Origin of the sequence: Bartonella sp. AP57NXGY (assembly GCF_042195805.1) — a bacterium.
GTDB lineage: Bacteria > Pseudomonadota > Alphaproteobacteria > Rhizobiales > Rhizobiaceae > Bartonella.
On the sequence record NZ_JBHIOZ010000034.1, the window covers coordinates 1,318 to 3,168 of the forward strand.

Genomic DNA, 1,851 nt, shown 5'->3' on the forward strand with positions numbered 1-1,851 from the left:
AATTTCATCTTCACATACTTCCATAAGCAGTAACTTTGTACCCATAGAAGAAAATTTTGAACGCATTGTACAGCTTACATATTCTTTAACTTTTACAGATAAAAATTTTTCATCTACTGGGCACAGCGATCCTCACGCTTAATAAAAGCGCAAATGAGCATAATCACTTATCCACTCACAATTGAGATAGCTCTTGGCACTTAAGATAATTCACAAAAGAAATTAACGTGTAAATAAAAATACTTTAAAAAACTAAAAATGCTTTTTGTAAAGATTCTCAAATACCAAAAGCTCTATCGTACCATTAGAGACTGAAAAAGCCGTATGATGGTACCCGCTTGCTCCTTCATAAGCTTTAAAGAAGGTGGTGCATAATAGATTTTATACTATTTATAGCTTTAAAACTATACATGCCATGAATGTCATCGTGGAAGTGAACGTTGATATGTACTAAGAAATGCTTCTTAAAAAACACGTAAATACGCAACACAAGTGTATTCCGTTTGGAGCATTCCTCTATTAAAAAACGAGAAAAATAAAAGCGTAAGTCCATACATAATCTTCATTATTTAAAAGATATTGCATTAGATACTTTTAAAAAAGTAAAGTTGAATTAAGAAGGAGATGGCAAGACTAGCCATTTGTTTCACTTCTGCGCCTTTATTATATTCTTCTAAGATTAAACTGTCTTCTTATTTTAAAGATTACGCCAATATATATAAATGCTGGTTTTCCACCTTGCTAGGAAAACTGGATGAGCTAGTAAAGCTCTTATCCATCTTAATATATGTTTCAAACATGCTTCTGCATTAGGATGGGATGTTGATTTACGAGCAGAAACAAAAGCACACGCTCTCTTAGGAAAGTAACATCATAAAACCATTAAGACCGACAATGGATTGAAGAGAAATGCCGAATTTTTTATAAAACACTTTGCCAAACAACAACCATAATACAACAGACTTTGCGTTTTCTTATTCTGACAGGTGTTTGTACAAATCCGTTGCGTTATATTCTTCAGGAAGATCCGATTAAAGAAAATATATGGACAATGCTTAGCTCGAAATTATAAAAGGTAAGCGTGATACTACAAAAGAGTTTCGTGTGCCTTTATTGATCAGACAAGAGTATTTTTTCTTAGAAACTTACAATTGAAATCAGTATAGTTTATACTATTCTACATCCGCAGCAATAATGGCTTTGGTAATTGAATCTGGATCTGCAACAGGTTCACCACGTTTAATTTTATCAACATTTTCCATACCTTCAACAACCTGCCCCCATATGGAATATTGACGATCAAGCCACGGAGCATCTGCAAAACAAATAAAAAACTGAGAGTTAGCAGAATTTGGATTCTGACTCCGTGCCATAGAAACTGTACCACGCTTATGAGAAAGATTTGAAAACTCTGCTGTTAAATTTGGTTTTTCTGCCCCCCCCATACCAGCACGTGATAAATTGAATTTTTCACTATCCTTCTTTCCAAATTGCACATCCCCTGTTTGCGCCATAAAACCATCAATAACGCGATGGAAAATAACATTATCATAAGCACCTTCCCGTACCAGTTCTTTAATACGTGTAACATGACAAGGTGCCAAATCAGCAAAAAGCTCAATAACAACTCTGCCCTTTGTTGTTTCAAGAATTAAAGTATTCTCTGGATTTTTATTCTCAGCCATATGGAAAGCTCCCTTGATTCATTTCTCAACTTGTAAAGTAGCAGCATTAATAACATCAGGATTTTTTACAGATCCATTATTACTTGTCGTACCTTTTTTTATTTTATCAACAACATCCATCCCCTTTATAACCTCTCCAACAACCGTATACTGACCGTTTAAAAAA

Annotated in this window: 2 protein-coding genes; both read right to left on the reverse strand. The window is 34.1% G+C overall.

Features of this window, described 5'->3' with window-relative positions; translation table 11 throughout:
- Nucleotides 1-1,172: 1,172 nt before the first annotated feature.
- Nucleotides 1,173-1,685, reverse strand: a complete 513-nt coding sequence (locus ACFIL8_RS05080; protein ID WP_375613107.1) for a peptidylprolyl isomerase — start codon at nucleotides 1,683-1,685, stop codon at nucleotides 1,173-1,175.
- 18 nt (nucleotides 1,686-1,703) lie between these two features.
- Nucleotides 1,704-1,851: peptidylprolyl isomerase (locus ACFIL8_RS05085; RefSeq protein WP_375689058.1), on the reverse strand; the 148-nt coding region annotated here is incomplete at its 5' end.